Source organism: Marinoscillum sp. HNIBRBA16962 (assembly GCF_057801515.1).
The window spans coordinates 5278568-5295158 of the sequence record NZ_CM173603.1 but is presented as its reverse complement, the minus strand read 5'-3'; the positions used below and the strand labels follow the sequence as shown (position 1 = coordinate 5295158).

General features: G+C 43.3%; 16 protein-coding genes. 8 read left to right on the top strand and 8 right to left on the bottom strand.

Annotation, left to right across the window (positions count from 1 at the left end; all coding sequences use genetic code 11):
* Both AC3E9V_RS22050 and AC3E9V_RS22045 read right to left on the bottom strand, forming a co-directional pair.
* Entirely contained in the window at positions 1–1365 is a 1365-nt protein-coding gene (locus tag AC3E9V_RS22050; RefSeq protein ID WP_488750334.1) for a DUF4270 family protein, read from the bottom strand.
* Positions 1358–2170, bottom strand: coding sequence for a glycogen/starch synthase (locus AC3E9V_RS22045; RefSeq protein ID WP_488750333.1), 813 nt, complete (start codon positions 2168–2170; stop codon positions 1358–1360). Before AC3E9V_RS22045 ends, AC3E9V_RS22050 begins: the two co-directional genes overlap by 8 nt.
* Before the next feature lie 107 nt (positions 2171–2277).
* Here AC3E9V_RS22045 and panC point away from each other — a divergent pair, with 107 nt between their 5' ends.
* The 7 genes from panC to AC3E9V_RS22010 all read left to right on the top strand — a co-directional run bounded on the left by panC (position 2278) and on the right by AC3E9V_RS22010 (position 7974).
* Positions 2278–3126 carry a pantoate--beta-alanine ligase gene (gene panC / locus AC3E9V_RS22040; protein ID WP_488750332.1) on the top strand — a complete coding sequence of 283 codons (849 nt, stop codon included), beginning with the start codon at positions 2278–2280 and terminating at the stop codon, positions 3124–3126.
* Positions 3127–3133: 7 nt separating this feature from the next.
* The gene (gene panD / locus AC3E9V_RS22035) at positions 3134–3484 is read left to right on the top strand and encodes an aspartate 1-decarboxylase (protein WP_488750331.1); all 351 of its coding nucleotides are present in this window, start codon (positions 3134–3136) and stop codon (positions 3482–3484) included.
* 7 nt (positions 3485–3491) lie between these two features.
* Entirely contained in the window at positions 3492–4499 is a 1008-nt protein-coding gene (locus tag AC3E9V_RS22030; RefSeq protein WP_488750330.1) for a lysylphosphatidylglycerol synthase transmembrane domain-containing protein, read from the top strand.
* Complete coding sequence (rfaE2, locus tag AC3E9V_RS22025; protein WP_488750329.1) at positions 4462–4950, top strand: D-glycero-beta-D-manno-heptose 1-phosphate adenylyltransferase; 489 nt, start codon at positions 4462–4464, stop codon at positions 4948–4950. The genes AC3E9V_RS22030 and rfaE2 overlap by 38 nt, the downstream gene beginning before the upstream one ends.
* Before the next feature lie 3 nt (positions 4951–4953).
* Entirely contained in the window at positions 4954–5652 is a 699-nt protein-coding gene (locus AC3E9V_RS22020) for a zinc metallopeptidase (protein ID WP_488750328.1), read from the top strand.
* A 143-nt stretch (positions 5653–5795) separates the two neighbouring features.
* Positions 5796–6935 (top strand): acyl-CoA dehydrogenase, encoded by a 1140-nt coding sequence (locus tag AC3E9V_RS22015; protein WP_488750327.1) that lies wholly within the window; start codon positions 5796–5798, stop codon positions 6933–6935.
* 124 nt (positions 6936–7059) lie between these two features.
* Complete coding sequence (locus tag AC3E9V_RS22010) at positions 7060–7974, top strand: AraC family transcriptional regulator (protein WP_488750326.1); 915 nt, start codon at positions 7060–7062, stop codon at positions 7972–7974.
* Between the two features lie 7 nt (positions 7975–7981).
* Here the strand turns inward: AC3E9V_RS22010 and AC3E9V_RS22005 are convergent, their stop codons facing one another.
* The 3 genes from AC3E9V_RS22005 to AC3E9V_RS21995 form a co-directional block, all read right to left on the bottom strand.
* Complete coding sequence (locus AC3E9V_RS22005) at positions 7982–8377, bottom strand: hypothetical protein (protein ID WP_488750325.1); 396 nt, start codon at positions 8375–8377, stop codon at positions 7982–7984.
* Positions 8370–8723 (bottom strand): phage holin family protein, encoded by a 354-nt coding sequence (locus AC3E9V_RS22000; RefSeq protein ID WP_488750324.1) that lies wholly within the window; start codon positions 8721–8723, stop codon positions 8370–8372. The genes AC3E9V_RS22005 and AC3E9V_RS22000 overlap by 8 nt, the downstream gene beginning before the upstream one ends.
* A gap of 69 nt (positions 8724–8792) precedes the next feature.
* Positions 8793–9917, bottom strand: a complete 1125-nt coding sequence (locus AC3E9V_RS21995; RefSeq protein WP_488750323.1) for a Na/Pi symporter — start codon at positions 9915–9917, stop codon at positions 8793–8795.
* Positions 9918–10430: 513 nt separating this feature from the next.
* Between AC3E9V_RS21995 and AC3E9V_RS21990 the strand changes: the two genes are divergently transcribed.
* On the top strand, positions 10431–11426 hold the full coding sequence (locus tag AC3E9V_RS21990; protein ID WP_488750322.1) for a hypothetical protein: 996 nt from the start codon (positions 10431–10433) through the stop codon (positions 11424–11426).
* 124 nt (positions 11427–11550) lie between these two features.
* Here the strand turns inward: AC3E9V_RS21990 and AC3E9V_RS21985 are convergent, their stop codons facing one another.
* From AC3E9V_RS21985 to secA, 3 genes are read right to left on the bottom strand one after another with little or no spacing between them, the layout of a single operon-like run.
* Entirely contained in the window at positions 11551–12750 is a 1200-nt protein-coding gene (locus AC3E9V_RS21985) for a M20 metallopeptidase family protein (RefSeq protein ID WP_488750321.1), read from the bottom strand.
* On the bottom strand, positions 12743–13249 hold the full coding sequence (locus tag AC3E9V_RS21980; protein WP_488750320.1) for an SPOR domain-containing protein: 507 nt from the start codon (positions 13247–13249) through the stop codon (positions 12743–12745). The genes AC3E9V_RS21985 and AC3E9V_RS21980 overlap by 8 nt, the downstream gene beginning before the upstream one ends.
* Positions 13228–16569 (bottom strand): preprotein translocase subunit SecA, encoded by a 3342-nt coding sequence (secA, locus tag AC3E9V_RS21975; protein WP_488750319.1) that lies wholly within the window; start codon positions 16567–16569, stop codon positions 13228–13230. The genes AC3E9V_RS21980 and secA overlap by 22 nt, the downstream gene beginning before the upstream one ends.
* Positions 16570–16591 lie beyond the last annotated feature (22 nt).

The following is a 16591-nucleotide window of genomic DNA, read 5'->3' as shown; positions in this document are numbered from 1 at the left end:
TTATTTTTTGAGTAACGTGTAATAAACAATGACTTTTATTCCGGTCTTTGGTAAAATCGTTTGACCGGTCCCGATTCCTGCCGGGCTGAGGGCTATGAGCTCATTGGTTAGGTAAAGTCCTGTCTCTTCATCCTTGCTATCTCCCAAAACCTGGGAGAAGAGTGTAATATTTCCGGAGTAACTCATGTTATCCGAATTGAAGTTGGTTACAAATAGTGCGTGATTACTTGGATTGGGTGTGGTATATGAGAGTTCTGTGACTAATGCATTATCCCTCAGGTTACCATTTAAGACCGCAGTGGCATCTATGGTGCCGTATTCATCAGAGTCAGGATCATTTTCCGCAAAATAAAACCTCAGCTGATTGACCTGACTGGTATATACTGAATTAGAAGGTGCAGCTTCCAGGATCAACTTAGCTGAGTTGAAGATGAGGTCCTCATCCAGCTCGGAAAGCCCAATCAAGGGAGTCACATCTATTTTTGTATGTACTCCGGCAAGCATATCCAGGTATACGTTTTCAGAAGCAGATGTTTCTGCATAATCGCTTGTAAGTTCGTTTAATATGCTCCCACTTTTGTCACGAGTAATGCTTGTGAATCGTGTAGTGTTATTGAAATCAAACGTGAAGTTGTAAGTAGTATCTGGCTTATCCGGATGCTTCATCTGAATATAAATGGCCGTAGTGTCATCCTGCAGATCAAATAAATAAAGCGCCTGGTTAGACTCGCCTGGTTCCTGGATCAGCGGCTTAAAAAACAGTTGGCTTCTCAGTAGCGAATCTTCAAAATCATCATCAGAGTTGGCTTTTACAAGCAGGTTGAAAAGGGACTGTCCGAAAGCTTCGTTCAATGGCACTGAAATCACTGAATCTATCTCCGGATCAAAAGAAAATGAATGTTCTGCAATGGGCGACCCGGATTTGGAAAGGGTACGCTTTGCCAGGTAGATACCTGTACTGAAAATGGTATCGGCTGCTTCATAGATGGTGATGCTTTCATTGCTGGCAATAGACTGTGCCCTGACAGAAGCTACCTTCATGCGTAGCACCGCAGATTCAAAATCCAGAGAATCTCCCGGGAATGTGCCACCACCCACATTGTACTGGTTGTTTGAGGTAGCCGTAACTTCACCAAAAGTAGCGTCAAAATACCTTCCAAAAACAGTAGAAGTGTATTGGTCAGTTCTAAGACTGTCTATATAAACGGTAGATGTGGGCAGGATGAGTGTGGTGTCTTTTACAATGACATTTTCATCTCCGCGATCCAGTTCCAGTCCGAGCTCTGTAGGGTCATCACAGGCAAAAAAAAACGGGATCAGCAAAAATGCCAATCCCGGTTTAAGAAAGTATGTTAAGTTATCCAACAAGTTCATTGTATAAGTTGTAGTAAGATTCTTCGAAATTTTCATCTTTCTCAATGGTGTCAATACGTTTGTTTTCTGACATTTCGGCCATGAGCTTTTTGAAACTTTCAGTTGATTCTTCATTTGCATTGATTACAGCGTCAGCATATTCCACACCCATTTTTACAAAGCCATCATAATCGGCGGTTTTTAGCGGATGCAGCATACTGTCGTCAATATCGATCATTTTCACTTTGTCAAGCAGGTCTTTACCAAACTTGTGCGTAAACTTATTATTATAAAATGTGAAAACCGTTTTTGACTCCTTAAAAATTGGATCGTTTCTGTACGTGGTTTTTACATACAGAGGAATCAAACTTGTCATCCAGTCATTGCAGTGAATGATATCCGGGGACCAACCCAGTTTTTTCACTGTTTCTAAAACGCCTTTGCAGAAAAATATTGCGCGTTCGTCATTGTCTTCATAAAAATTATCTTCTTTATCGAAAAAGACTGATTTTCGGTGGAAGTAATCTTCATTATCAATGAAATACACCTGAAGCTTCGCATTAGGTATGGAAGCTACCTTAATCACAAGTGGCTTTTCTTCGTCACCAACGGCGATATTGATACCAGACAACCTGACTACTTCGTGAAGCCTGTTTTTTCGCTCATTGATGAGCCCAAACCGCGGCACTAAAATCCTGATCTCCATCCCTCTTTCCTGCATCGCCTGCGGAAGTCTTCTGACAAAATCAGCTACTTCCGTAGTTTTCAGGAAAGGATTGATCTCACTAGCCACATAAAGGATTCTTAAATTTGACATAGATATGCTATTTTATTGAGGATTGTCTAAAATGACCTCAAAATTACCATATTTTTGCCATATAATCAACGTTTTCAATAAGTTAGACAACTTTAATTCCCGAATTGATGCAGGTCATTCATAGCCCCGATGACATTTTCAGGTTTTCTCATGACTTCAGGCTTCAGCAAAAAAGTATTGGTTTAGTGCCAACTATGGGTGCGTTACACGCTGGTCATCTGACGCTCGTTGAGCGCTCGGTGTCTGATAATGATGTAACCATTGTAAGTATTTTTGTAAATCCGCTCCAGTTTAATAACCCGGAAGACCTGGATAATTACCCCAGAGATCTGGAATCTGACCTTTCTTATCTGGAAAAAGCCGGGGTAGACCTGGTCTACGTGCCATCAGAATCAGATATGTATAAAGATAAGCCTTTGGCGACCATTGATTTTGGGGAGGTGGCTTCCAGGCTGGAGGGAAAGTATCGGCCCGGTCACTTTACGGGAGTAGGTGTGGTAGTTTCAAAGCTATTTCATCATTGCAATCCGCACAAGGCTTACTTTGGGTTAAAAGACCTGCAGCAGTACCTTTTAATAGAGCGGATGGTGAATGACCTTTCTTTTCCGGTAAAGGTTATTGGGTTGCCGATAGTCCGGGAGCGGTCAGGTTTGGCTATGTCTTCAAGAAATAAGCGGTTGTCCTCCAATGGGTTAAAGATAGCTGAAAAAATCCATGAAGGATTAGAGCTAGCCAGGATGACCTGGGAAAAGGAAAAGTCCCCGAATGAAACTATATCAGCCGTAATTGATTTCTATAATAGAGTTGAAGGGTTGGAAATAGAGTATTTCCACATAGTAGATCCGGAAACGCTGAAAGATGTTAAGAAAAACCTCTTTCAACCGGTTGCGTTTTGTGTTGCCGGCTATGTAGAGGGTATAAGATTAATTGATAACTTATATTTGCGGCAAGATTGACCTAGAGATGTTTATAGAAGTATTAAAATCGAAAATTCACCGGGTAAAAGTTACGGAAGCGGAGCTACATTATGTAGGGTCTATCGAGATTGATGAAGATCTGATGGATGCTGCTGATATTGTGGTTAATGAAAAAGTGCAGATCGTAAATATCAATAATGGGGAGAGATTGGAAACTTATGTAATCAAAGGTGAAAGAGGCACTGGTAAGATCTGCATCAATGGCCCTGCAGCCCGTAAAGCCCAGGTTGGGGATATTGTGATTATTATTTCTTATTGCTCAATCGAAAAAGAAAAGGCAAAAGATCATAAGCCAGTGGTTATTTTCCCGGATGAAAAAAACCGGGTGACCTCCTGATCAGCCTATGTCTAGAAAGACTTTATCTTTTCTTAAATACCTGATTTCGCTCGCGCTGGCACTTGCACTTCTCTATTTTGCTTTTAGAAATGTTGATTTTAATGCTTTTTGGTTAAAAGCCAGGACGGTTGATTATACCTGGGTAATAGTTTCCATTGCTTTATCCCTGATATCTTATTATGCCCGGGCCTACCGGTGGAATATTTTGCTGAAGCCGCTCGGGTACCAGCACTTAAATGTTCATCGGACTACTTTGGCTATCCTGGTTGGATACCTGGCCAATCTTGCTCTCCCGCGCCTGGGAGAAGTGACCCGGTGCGGGATGCTTAAGCGAAGTGACAATGTGGCCGTATCTACTTCCTTCGGTACGGTGATTACCGAACGCATCATTGACCTGCTCACATTGATTTTGCTGATTATTGTTGTTTTGCTGGCCGAATACGAGCGGTTTGTTGCATTTCTGAAAGGTGCGGTTTCCGGACTGGATCACGTGGAGGGACTTTTCTGGAAAGCCGGATTGTTGTTGGTGGGGTTGGGAGTTTTGGGGGCTTTTTTTCTGTATATCTTAATCAGAAAGAGTGCGAAAGTCCGTGAGTTCTTCCGTCAGCTGATAGAGGGAGTGTTGTCTTTGAGGAAAATTGATAACCTTGCCGGATTTATCATTTCCACAGTGGTGCTGTGGGTAGTTTACTACTTCATGTCTTATGTTATCGTATTCTCGATTCCGGAGACATCAGGCCTTACCTGGATGGTGGGGATAATGTTGCTCGTTACCAGTGGGATTGCTTTGGCGATTCCGGTACAGGGAGGTATCGGTACTTACCATGCCCTGGTTAGCAGTATGTTCGTTTTATATAGTGTAGAACAAACCACGGGTGTATTCCTGGCCACATTATTGCACACCTCGCAGGTGATAGCAATGGCAGTTTTTGGTGGTTCGGCCTTATTGATTTCATTGTTTATTAAACAAAGAGTTCATGAACCCGACGAGGTTGAAGATCCTCACCATGCATGAAGCAGAAGTGCTGATCAAAAAATGGAAGGCAGCAGGTGAAAAAATTGTTTTTACCAATGGCTGTTTTGATATCTTGCACCTCGGTCATGTGGATAACCTGGAGAAGGCCAGAAACCTGGGAGACCGGCTGATTGTTGGAGTAAACTCAGATAATTCTGTGAAGCGAATCAAAGGGGAGTCCAGGCCGTTTTATGATGAAGAGGCCAGAACACGCATGTTAGCTGCTTTGGATTTTGTAGACGCAGTTATTCTCTTTGAAGAAGATACTCCTGAAATGCTAATTAAAATGATTTTACCGGATGTTTTGGTAAAAGGGGGCGACTATAAAACAAGCAACATTGCAGGGGCAAATGTCGTAATTGAAAATGGAGGAAGAGTAGCTACTATAGCGTTATTAAAGGGATATTCAACCACCTCGTTAATTGAAAAAATAACACAAAAAAGGAGTTAGACAATGGGAATATTTGTAATCATTATCGTATTTATGGTCGCGAGCCTGATCGTAAGTACAAGACTTAAAAATAAATTCAAGAAGTATTCAAAAATTTCACTTTCCAGCGGGCTTTCAGGGCGAGAGGTTGCTGAGCTGATGCTTGCTGACAATGGAATTCATGATGTCACTGTCACGTCTGTGGAAGGACAACTGACGGACCACTATAATCCGGCTAATAAGACGGTAAACCTGAGCCCGGATGTGTACCATGGTCGATCTGCAGCTGCAGCGGCTATAGCAGCTCACGAATGCGGCCATGCAGTGCAGCATGCCACGGCGTACAGTTTTCTGGAGTTTAGATCGGCGATGGTGCCTATTCAAAATGTAAGTGCCAGAATAATCAATATCGTCTTTATGATGATGTTTTTTGGAACGCTCGTTCTTCCCCAGGTAATACCAATGAACCTTGCCATTCTGGTAATCATCGGTTGCTATGGAGTTTTCACACTGTTCGCATTTATTACATTGCCGGTAGAGTATGATGCCAGCAATCGGGCATTGGCCTGGGTAGAAAACAGAAATATTGTGACTCCCGAAGAACATGACATGGCTAAAGATGCGCTTAATACAGCGGCTCAAACTTACCTGATTGCCGCCTTGTCATCGTTGGCTATGCTCTTATACTGGGTTATGATATTCTTAGGTGGCAGTGATGATTAATTGTTAGCCAAATAATATTTTATAAAAAGCCTTCTTTTCGAGGGCTTTTTTTGTTTTGAAGTGGTATGCATGCATAACAAAATTCCTTATTTTTGCCTTATATAAACAACTAAACATTAACCCAAGAAGAAAGATTTTACATTATGGAATTCACCTTAACAGAAGAACAGCTGGCGGTAAGGGATGCAGCCAGGGATTTCGCGCAGAAAGAATTGCTGCCCGGGGTAATTGAGCGAGACACGGAACAGAAGTTTCCCAAAGAACAAGTGAAAATGATGGGGGAGCTTGGCTTCCTGGGGATGATGGTGGATCCCAAATATGGGGGAGGTGGAATGGACACCGTTTCCTATGTGCTGGCTATGGAGGAAATATCCAAAGTGGATGCTTCTGCTTCTGTGGTAATGTCGGTGAATAATAGTTTGGTTTGCTGGGGCATCGAAACATTCGGTACGGAGGAGCAGAAACAAAAATATTTGCCTAAGCTGGCTACCGGAAAGGTTACCGGAGGCTTTTGTCTTTCAGAACCGGAGGCCGGTTCAGATGCTACTTCACAGAGAACAACAGCCGAAGACAAAGGTGATCACTACCTGCTCAATGGAACTAAAAACTGGATAACCAATGGTAACACCGGGTCTGTGTTTCTGGTAATGGCCCAAACTGATCCTGAGAAGCGGCATAAAGGCATTAATTGCCTTATTGTGGAGAAGGGTATGGATGGTTTCACAGTAGGAAAGAAGGAGGATAAGCTGGGGATCAGGGGATCCGATACACATTCTCTCATGTTTTCTGATGTGAAAGTGCCTAAGGAGAATCGAATTGGTGAAGATGGGTTTGGGTTCTCATTTGCTATGAAAACACTAAACGGAGGCAGAATAGGTATCGCCTCTCAGGCTCTGGGGATTGCGTCGGGCTCTTTGGAGTTATCCCTCAAATATGCCCAGGAGCGAAAAGCTTTTGGAGTGGAGATTGCCAAACATCAGGCAATCCAGTTTAAGCTGGCCGAAATGGCTACTAAAGTGGAGGCAGCCAGGCTTTTATGCCTGAAAGCGGCTCAGCTGAAAGACAAAAAGCAGGATTATGCTCAGGCGAGTGCAATGGCTAAACTGTATGCTTCACAGGTAGCTATGGAAAACTCAGTGGAGGCTGTTCAGGTCCATGGTGGGTACGGTTATGTGAAAGAGTATCATGTAGAGCGATTCATGAGAGACGCTAAAATCACTCAGATCTATGAAGGCACCAGTGAAATCCAGAAAATTGTAATAGCGCGTGAATTATTGAAATAATATAAGTTCTTTCCTTGGGTTATGGTCGATTAATTTGGATTATTCCAATTAATAATATTAGATTTATACAATATTTCTCTGGATTTGGAGAATAAAATCAGCATCAGACCATACTATAAGACAAGTGGAAGATTATAATAAGATCATTGAGTCGCTTAGTGTCCGGTTTATCAAAGCTAAGAATATTAATATTTTGAAACCGGTCACTATAGAAAACAACTATGATATCGAGAATTCGCTTATTCTGGTTAATAGCGGCTCATTGAAATTTGGTAAAGAAAAAGAAGCGTGTGAAGAGGGAGAGGTGTTTTTTGTGCCCGGAGGGCGCCAGGTATCTATTACCTATGGGACAGATAACCCGGTCAGCCTTTCTAAAGATGACTTTTTGAATAATAAGGAGCTTTATTTCCAGGCATATGCAGAGCAACCTGAGGCAGATGAAAGCTACAGCTATGTATCTTTTGAAGCTAAAGCATTTGATTCGGTGAATTTTTTCGCTTCTTTAGACATTCCTCCATTCAAAATTCAGGATGACGGAAGAATAGGTGAAATAATTCAGGGCATCAATGATGAGGTTGTTGCAAATGCACCGGGAAGAGGCCGCATTGTGAAAGTGATGACCGAACAGCTGGTGGTAGAGCTGATTCGTTATATTCTACGGCAGGGCCTGTTTGTGGAGCAGTTTGCAACTAATAGCACCTACTTCAAGGATCCTCGACTCATAGATATTTTCACCTTCATTAAGGAGAACCTGGGCTCAGACCTTTCTAATAAAGTGTTGGCAAACGTAGCTAATGTATCAGAAGACTATGTGGGCCAGTATTTTAAGATGCTAACAGGCATTAATCCGCAAGACTATATAGAATACCAGCGAATGGAGGAAGCTGTAAATCTCCTGCGTACCTCCAAGAAAAGTATCCGTGAGATCGGTAAAGATGTGGGGTATAAGGATACGGCTTACTTCTGCAGGAGGTTTAAGATGATGTTTGGAATACCGGCAGGAAAAATGAGGAGAAGAGAGTCGCTGATCAACGTCTAGTGTGACACTAGTTTTCCGTTTCATCTTCGTTCTCATCCAGCCTGGAATTCAAAAATGACGCAAGTAGGCTACCGATGAATTTAACCGCCACAAATGCCAGCCGTTCCAAAAGGATGTATTTCAGGTTAAAGCCTGATTTAACATTCGCCTCCGGGGCTTTTTGTTTGTCCGTATCCTGTTTTTGTGAACCTGACCGTTCCACTTCCTCCTCAGAGGAGGAAAGCATTTTGTACAGACCGTATCCGGCTAAAAATACTCCCCCGGTAATTAAGGAAATTTTCAAAACCGTCTTCACCCTTTCCTCCACATTGGTAGAAGCATCCTCTAATTCACTCTTTATGCGTTTCTCCCTTAAGTCTAGTTGACTCTTTTTTTCCTGCCAGGCTTTGGATCTTTCACTCATCGCTTTCATCATTTAATCCTTCCCCAAAACGAATGAACAATGCTTCGAGCCATTGTTGCATTTTACCTGATTTCAATACTATCATTAAAATAATCAGTGTCAGCAGATAAAAACCAGCTACAATCAGATAACCGTAATGGGTGCTTTCCAAAAGATAGTTTAGATATGCTCCTGCTGCCAGTGATAAAAATGTGAACATAAAAAGCCCGATCAGCCCAATCAGCATAAAAACCACGAAGTGTGCCAGCAATCGGGACACCTGGGCTATAATGTCCAGTTTGAGCTTTTCTCCTTTCAGTCGGATATACTCGGTGAGTTTATCTACCAGCTTGTTGATTAAAGACATGTTAGTCAGTTCTTTGTATATGTTGATTCCAATATATACAATCTGATTCAATGTACAGATGTTTCCAATTTATTTGTGAAATGCTTCTATCTGCTTTTTATCGTGACTATACTTTGCGGGGTTGGTAGATTTGCTAAAGTAGATCAGCGTAAATGGTAATATAAAAAAGATTACCAGAATGTAAGCGAAAGCCGTAAGACGATATTTCAATGAAATACTTCCCAGCTTATCCGCCAGGTACAGCGGTAAACGGCTAAGAATTGGTACAGTGAGGAAGATAGTAACGCCCATAAGGTTAAACAGGAAGTGAGCCATCGCCAGGCTGATTGCAGCCTCACTCTTAAACATCGCGGCTATGAGAGCAGTGATGGTTGTGCCAAGATTAGCTCCCATGATAAACTGGAAAGCCCGTTTTAGCTTTACCTGACCTGTTGCTGCCAGTGGAACGATCAGGGAGGTAGTCAGTGAGCTGCTCTGAATGGCTGAAGTCAAAAGAAATCCCCATCCGAAGGACTTAAAGGTATTTTTGAATATAACCGTGTGAAACCGGTCCCGGACACTTCCGACAAGTTTTTTATACAGGATGTTAGAAATAAATTTCACTGTAGCAAAAAGTAAAACGACAGCTATTAGCAGAACTATATAAGGCCCAAACCAGGATATGAGGAGCGAGGCGGTCTCATTGAAAAACCGGTAAATAAAAAAACTATCGGAAATAGGTGTACCTCCTTCGTTAAAGTTAACAAGTGATGCCACCCAGTGACTCAGGTTGGAAAGAAGGCCATACCTGATCTCAAGAGGGAACAGGAGGATTACCGTAAGCAGGTTAAATATGTCATGCACTGTCCCAGAGGCTATTGCTTTCTTAAACTCAGCGCTCTTAGTCACATAGCTCATGGAAACAAGGGTGCTGGTAAGGGTAGTACCCACATTGGCACCCATAATTATAGGGATGGCGTTCTCAAGTGATAATGAACCTGCTGCCACAGCTGCTACAGCCAGTGAGGTGGTAGTGGAGCTGCTTTGTAATATGGCGGTAGAGAGCAACCCAATGAAAAGGGCTATTGAGGGATTGCTTGTGGCATCTACTATGTACTGTGCATAATCTTTTCCGATCAGACCAAAAGCATTACCCAGTAGCTGAATGGCTAATAGAAAAAGAAAAATGGATCCACCTATTATTAATGTATTCAAATAGATAGGTTTGGATCGAGTACCAATTTTGTCCCTCAAATTTTCCAATGCAATCATTTAGCCTGGATAATCCAGGTATTATTTATTGAGAACCATAAACGTACTGATAATCAGCAAATTGACTGTTTTTCATTTACAGAATTTAGTCAAAAATTTTACTGGCTGCATGTTGCATTAACTTACTGTTAGTCAATTCTTTAAGCCAACAGGAACTGTGGTTTATGAATTAAGCAAGTTAGAGATGCCGGTTCTAATAGTCCGCAAATTTATAAAGAACTTTCACACATCTTAAATAAAGGCTATAAAGTGAATATTATCCTTTTTTTCATCAGAAAACGTCAAATTACCTGAATGCCTTCATTTTAAGCGGTCCCTGAGTTGCAGGGTTCTCTTAATGATAAGAATGTATTACCTAAATGTTAACTTTTCTGGTGATCTTTCTTTTCGAAAATAACTAACCTTATTTTGTGGCAAATGTTAGTTCTGTAATGAGTCAATATATACCGGGGCCCCATGAGTGAGATTCAGATCGTAATGTATGTGGGGTTTCTGCTAGCTGCTTATTCGGTGGTTGGAAATGACGTAATCCAGACACTCGGAACCTTCCTTACCTCTAATGAAAAACGCCCCTGGTGGATGCTGGCACTGTTTGCGGGAACGATCCTTACCTTAGTGTTGATATATGGCTGGTATTTCAACAATGGTGATGTAACATACGGGCGGTTGATCGGGGACCCAGACACGAATGGTTTCGATAACCCCAAATACAAAAACCCGGAAGATATCCGCGGGTTCGGGTGGCCATTTCTTATACCGCCTATTATTTTGCTTATCATTACCCGGCTGGGCATCCCTGTCAGCACGTCTTTTTTGATCCTTACATTCTTCAATCCCAAAAACCTGTATGACATGGTGGTGAAATCCATGTCCGGATACCTGGTGGCATTTGGAGTGGCTATTGTTGTCTATGCAATCATAGCTAAATCCCTGGAGAAGAAGTTTTCCAAAACCAGCCCAACGAAAAAAGAACAGCGCTACTGGACCATTGCACAATGGATATCTACCGGCTTTCTCTGGTCGCAGTGGCTTATTCAGGATTTTGCGAATATCTATGTTTACCTGCCAAGGCAAATCAGCATTACAACCCTGGCAGTCACAATTTTTGTCTTTTTGACCTTGATCGCTTTCATTTTTTACACGAAAGGTGGAGCAATCCAGTCCATTGTAAAAGCAAAAACCAATACAACCGATGTTAGGTCCGCTACTTTGATTGACCTGGCGTATGGGCTGGTACTTTACTTCTTTAAAGAATTAAATAATGTGCCGATGAGCACCACCTGGGTATTCATAGGACTCCTGGCAGGCCGGGAGATCGGCATCAAGTATTTTGCTTATGGGGGAGTTAAAAATCCTGTTTTGCTGGATCTGGGGAAGGACCTTGCAAAAGTCTTCTTTGGGTTGGTAGTAAGTATCGGGCTTGTGTTTCTTATTCGCTGGATTACCGTATAGACCACTCCCTGCTGGAGAAAAGTTGAATGGGAGTGAAAGATAAAGCCAGAAATGGAGACCTCTACGTGACAGGATGTAGGGGTTCGTTTTCAACTTCTTAACGACCAGTAATCTCCTTTCTGTACTACTCCATTCTATTCAGCTCCGCCACCGTCAGCCAGGCAAAGAGACCCATTCCAATCTTGAGCGCGGGTTCATCAATGTCAAAGGTAGGTGTGTGGACGCCCGAGTCAATGCCTTTGGCGGTGTTGCGCGTTCCCAGCCGGTAAAAACAAGCATCTACATGATGCGAATAAAAGGCGAAATCTTCACCAGCCAGCCAAAGGTCAAGTTCCTCTACATTTTCTTCTCCCAGGTACTCTTTGGCAGCCTGCATGTTAAGCTCCGTATACTCCGGATGATTTTTGAGATGAGGATAGCCTTTTACCACTTCAAAATCCACTGACGCACCCATGGATTCGGCTATGCCTTCTGCCATTTTTTTCATGCGTACATGGGCATCTGCCCTCCACTCTTCATCATAAGTACGGAATGTACCTTCTACTTTCACTTCATTGGGGATCACATTGGTGGCGCCTTTTGCTTCGACTTTTCCAAAAGAAAGCACTGAAGGAATTTTCGGACTGCAGTTTCGGCTGATTATCTGTTGGAGCGCTACGATTATGTGGCTGGTAATCAGCACAGGGTCTATGGTGTTTTCCGGCATTGCGGCATGCCCTCCTTTACCTCTGACCGTAAAGTATATTTCATCTGCACTGGCCATGTACATGCCTTTCCTAAAACCCACTTTTCCGGAATCAATAAGCGGCATTACATGTTGGCCAAGGATCCTGTTGGGTTTGGGGTTTTCCAGGATCCCTTCATCAATCAGAATGGATGCACCACCGGGCAGCTTTTCCTCTCCCGGCTGAAAGATCACCTTGATGCTTCCTGCAAACTCTGATTTCAGCTCATTCAAAATACGTACTGCACCCAGCAATGAAGAGGTGTGCACGTCATGCCCGCAGGCATGCATTACGCCTTCATTTTTGGACTTATACGGCACATCATTGGCTTCTGTGATAGGCAGTGCATCGATATCCGCCCGCATGGCCACTACCTTGTCACTATTTCCTTTGCCTTTTATGGTAAAGGTAATTCCGGTATTGGCCTTCCGCTCAAGATCAGTGATCCCGATCTTTTTAAGCTCCTGCTCTATAAAATCAGCGGTTTTATATTCATGGAAAGAGAGCTCAGGGTAGCTGTGCAGATGTCTTCGTATAGCTAATGTATCCTCAAAAAATTGTTCCGAAAGTTCTTTAATTCTTGAAATTAGATCAGTCATAGTCTACAACGATTCGCTCGGGGATAAGCAATGCAAGGGGAAATTCTTTTTTGATTTTCGAAAATACTTCGTGGGCTTCAAGTCGGTTGGTGTATTGACCTGCTTTTACCTTATAACTCGGCTGATGATAAGATATCTTTGGATTTAGCGTAGGGTCAACCTGAATAGCCCTGTCCCGGGCCTCATCTGCAGCCTGACGGTCATTTCCTGTATAGATCTGGATGGTATAGCCATCTACGTATTTTTGATCTTTATTTTTTTGGATGATGCGCTGATTGACACTGTCCAGCTCGGTTTTAATATGGTTGTTAAATACCACGGGTTCTGTTGAGGAAACACCTTCACCGACCTCTGGCTCTACCAGCTTTTCATCTTTAAGCTCCGGACGCAAAACAGACAGGTCTTCGCTGTATTCCGTAGCGGAGGTGCTGGTAACAGAGGCTGTTTTACAGCCTGCTAAAATGGCGATACTTAGTATTATGATTCCAGAATAACGCATTTATTGTGTTTTAGATCGTCTTCTATCGTTTTGTACTTCACATCTTTCTTCACCGTGCCATCAGCATATTGCACAGTGACTCGTTGATTTCTGCTGGCTATTTTTGTGGTTTTAGCCGGCTCTACCTTATCTACAGGAGGTCGATTTGCCTGTCCCCGGTTGAGCAGAGAACCACTGTCTTCCTTGGACTCCTTGTAATTGCGTGAAGCGTCACGTTGTTGACGAGCTTCCTGTACCTCATTCGGATCCTGAACGGGGATCTGCGCTTTCATCAGGAAGGAGACGCTCTCTTCATTTACTTTACCAAGGAATGCTTTAAAAAGCTCAAACCCTTCAAACTTGTAAATGATCAAAGGATCTTTTTGTTCATAAACAGCATTTTGGACGGACTGTTTCAGGTCATCCATTTCCCGTAGATGTTCTTTCCAGGTCTGGTCTATGATCGCCAGGGTGATCATTTTTTCCATTTCCCGGATCATTTCCTTACCTGCAGTGTTTACTGATTTTTCGAGGTTTGCAGAAACTCCTATCTGTTTTTTGCCATCAGTAAACGGAACCAGTACATTCTGAACAGTAGCCCCTTTGGCTTTTTGTATTTGTTTCAGAAGAGGTAAAGCCCTCTCAGCTATGAGTTTGTTTTTGTTTTGATAATGTTTGAAAGCTTCCTGGTAGAGTTTTTCAGTTAATTCATTTTCACCAAGCTTATCAAACTCGTCTTTTTCTAGCTGGAAGTCCAGACCCAGTACACTAATGGCATTGAGCTTAAGGCTGTCAAGGTCCAGACCGGCTTTGGCATTGATGGCAATGTCCTCAGTGGTATCGTACATCATGTTCATGATGTCCAGCTCCAGTCGCTCACCGTAAAGAGCATTTTTCCGGCGTTTGTAGATCACCTCCCGCTGAGAGTTCATCACATCATCATATTCCAGCAGTCGTTTTCGGATAGCAAAGTTGTTCTCTTCCACCTTTTTCTGAGCTCGCTCGATAGACTTGGTGATCATGCTGTGCTGGATCACTTCACCTTCCTGAAGTCCAAGCCGGTCCATGATCTTTGCTACGCGATCTGACATGAACAGACGCATCAGGTTATCCTCCAGACTCACATAAAACTGAGAAGACCCGGGATCTCCCTGACGTCCCGAACGACCTCTTAGCTGCCTGTCCACTCGTCGGGATTCATGTCTTTCCGTACCTATGATCGCCAGTCCGCCAGCAGCTTTGGCTTCAGGGGTTAGCTTGATGTCCGTACCTCGTCCCGCCATATTGGTGGCAATGGTCACCGTTCCCGGCTTACCCGCCTCAGCTACCACATCTGCTTCTTTGGCGTGCTGTTTTGCATTGAGTACCTGATGATTGATGTTTTTGATCTTCAGCATGCGGCTCAGGATCTCGGAGATCTCTACGGAGGTGGTACCCACCAGAATTGGTCGTCCTTTTTCCCTGAGTTCTACGATCTCTTCCACCACGGCATTGAACTTCTCGCGGATGGTTTTGTAAACTTTATCATTGCGGTCATCACGGACGATAGGCCGATTGGTAGGGATGACCACTACATCCAGCTTGTAGATATCCCAAAACTCGCCTGCTTCCGTCTCGGCCGTTCCGGTCATACCTGCCAGCTTGTGGTACATCCGGAAGTAGTTTTGGAGGGTGATGGTGGCATAGGTCTGTGTAGCATCCTCCACCTTCACATTTTCTTTTGCCTCGATCGCCTGGTGAAGACCATCAGAGTAACGCCGACCTTCCATTACACGACCTGTTTGCTCATCCACGATTTTCACTTTGTCCTCTACGACGATGTATTCCGTGTCCTTTTCATAAAGGCAGTATGCTCTCAAAAGCTGATTTACACTGTGGATTCGCTGTGCTTTTATGCTGTAGTCCTGGATCACTTCTTCTTTCTTTTTCAGGCGATCACCTTCATCCAGTTCACTATTGTTTTCCAGCTTAGCCACCTCATCACCAATATCCGGCAGTATGAAGAAGCTTGGATCTTCACCTGAGCCGGTGATCAGGTCAATACCTTTCTCCGTGAGGTCAATACTGTTGTGTTTTTCATCGATCGTGAAATACAGTGGCTCATCTGCCTCAGGCATCATCTTTTGATTGTCCTGCAGGTAGTAGTTTTCTGTCTTCTGCAGGATGGCCCTGATGCCCGTTTCACTTAAGAATTTGATCAAAGGCTTATACTTGGGTAATCCACGATAAGCTCTGAAAAGTGGTAAACCACCTTCAGACTCCTTACCTTCCCTGATGAGTTTTTTGGCTTCATTCAGGTAGTCTGAAGCCAGTTTTTTCTGAGCTTCTACCAGTCTGGAGATCCTGGGTTTAAGTTCATAGAATTCATGCTCGTCGCCTTTTGGTACGGGCCCGGAAATGATCAAAGGAGTACGCGCATCATCTACGAGGACAGAATCAACCTCATCGACCATAGCAAAGTGGTGTTTTTGCTGTACCAGCTCTTCAGGGCTCCTGGCCATGTTGTCACGCAGGTAGTCAAAGCCAAATTCATTATTGGTACCATAGATGATATCCGCCTTGTAGGCTGTTTTTCTTTCCGGAGAGTTTGGCTGATGCTTGTCAATGCAGTCTATTTTGAGACCGTGGAATTCAAAAATGGGGGCATTCCATTCCGCATCACGCTTTGCCAGGTAATCGTTAACTGTGACCACATGGACGCCTCTTTCCGCGAGTGCATTTAAGTAGGCCGGGAGTGTGGCCACAAGTGTTTTACCTTCCCCGGTAGCCATTTCGGCTATTTTTCCCTGGTGGAGTACCACACCACCGATCAGCTGTACATCGTAATGGACCATGTTCCACTCTACGTCTGTTCCGGCAGCTTTCCATTTATTAGCCCAGATGGCTTTGTCACCATCTATCTTTATATTTTCTTTTTTGGATGCAAGCTCTTTATCCCACGTATTGGCCGTTACCACCAGCTGTTTGTTTTCAGCTAATCGTCTGGCTGTTTCCTTTACTACTGCAAAGGCGGAGGGAAGTAAGTCCAGGAGGATATCTTCCAGTTCGGTATCCCTGTTTTCTTCCAGTTTATCAATTCTGGAGAAAATATCCTCTTTCTGGTTAATGTCCAGGTCTTCATTTTCATCGATTTGCTGATGCAGAGCAGCAAGCTCATCATCAATGTGCTTAAGTTTCTCTGAGATAATGCCTTTGAGCTCAGCGGTCTTGTTTCGCAGCTCATCATCACTAATCCCGCTTAGCTTAGAAAATTCTTCGTTGATCCGGCCAACGTATGGGTTAATTTGCTTGAGGTCTCTGTCTGCTTTGGTTCCAAAAACCTTTGTTAATACATTAAGCATATATCTATTTCTTAAATTGGGC